At 39.0% G+C, this 1,389-nt stretch carries 2 protein-coding genes; one reads left to right on the forward strand and one right to left on the reverse strand.

From position 1 onward, the window contains the following. Positions 1-269: 269 nt before the first annotated feature. Positions 270-641, forward strand: coding sequence for a helix-turn-helix transcriptional regulator (locus AB6E51_RS24105; RefSeq protein WP_171733687.1), 372 nt, complete (start codon positions 270-272; stop codon positions 639-641). 563 nt (positions 642-1,204) lie between these two features. Here AB6E51_RS24105 and AB6E51_RS24110 read toward each other — a convergent pair. Beyond that, positions 1,205-1,389 (reverse strand): hypothetical protein (locus tag AB6E51_RS24110; RefSeq protein ID WP_372058688.1); only part of this gene is annotated, 185 nt, incomplete at its 5' end.

The raw sequence follows: 1,389 nt of genomic DNA on the forward strand, positions 1-1,389 counted from the left end.
TTAAAATCTTCTGATCTACAGATGGTGGTAGCTTCTCTCCAGACTCCAGATCTATACGCTCAATAACATGACGACCGACAAGAGGTAACCCTCCTTCTCGGTGATCTTGTTGGATAAATAAGCGGTCAATGAAGTACAAGTAAAATCCTGTCAATAGCAACTGAGGTACATTTTTATATACCATAAAGGTTATTTTTGGTTACTGCAAGATTATGGTTTATAAAAGTGGGTGTATAGTTACATTAATATGTACCATTAAAGGAATTATGATGATTGGTTCTGTACTTAAAGAAGCTAGAGCGTTAAAAAACCTATCCCAACCAGAAGTAGCTCGTTTAGTCGGAGTGACTAAGCAGACTTACTTGAAGTGGGAGAATGATACGACTGAACCTAAAGCAACCCAGATAAGTAAGCTTGCTAAAGTGTTAGGTATTACTTCTGATGAGATTTGTAACGGTAAATTAGATAGTAAAATGGCACTCAACTCGTTCATCATAAACATGTCTAAAGTTGGAGCTGATTCTGGGATGGTTGCATTGAGAGTCTGGGAACAAGTTCCTGATCACCAACACTTTTTGAAGAGTTTATTAGACAGCGAAGATGTCGATTCTGAAGGTAATGAGGTTCTTAATATCTTATAGCGGATTCCGGTATTCCGGAGTTAGTTCGGGTGTAACAGGAACCCGAACCTGAGAGAGCCAGTTTTGCGCGCTACGCTTGCCTCCCAAAACCTGCCTCTCTCTCATCATGATCATGACTGGGGGGTTGGATAGTTGGCTTATATACCAAGAGTGAACTAGTTAGCCACCGACTGACGCACTGCGTTTGTCTACTCATTTGCTCTCTACAAGCAAGCTTATAGCAGAGCAAATCGAGATGATTGATATATGGTTTTTATAAGCAAGAGGTGTAATTAAAGTAGATTCCTCGAACTTGATTCGTAGTCATATTTCAGAAGAAAGATATAATAGCCACATCTACATGACAGTAGACTAAAAAAAAGCCCTGAACATAAGGCTCAGGGCTTTCCAAGGAGGTTATCTATATGAAATACCTAGCGAACTTATTGTTAGCAATAGCTGCTGTTATTAGTGCAGTAGCAAATTTACTTAAAGCTTTATAGGTAGAATCTAATCATTAAAAGCCCGAAGAATTGCGCTCTTTGGGCTTTCTTTTGCCCAGTAATCATAAGACTATCTAATCGTTAAAACAAGAACCCACGTATTATGCAAATTATGTTACGGGCTTCAATCATAAAACGATTCTCACGATGAGCATTAAAAAAGGCCAGCAAGCTGACCTTTCTAATTGAGCATATCCCTCGCCCACGTTTGATTTCATTCAGGCTTTCAGCAAACCTCTCAACATAATTCATAACCATAATACGCA

Source organism: Vibrio sp. 10N.247.311.47 (genome assembly GCF_041467535.1).
Lineage (GTDB): Bacteria > Pseudomonadota > Gammaproteobacteria > Enterobacterales > Vibrionaceae > Vibrio > Vibrio crassostreae_C.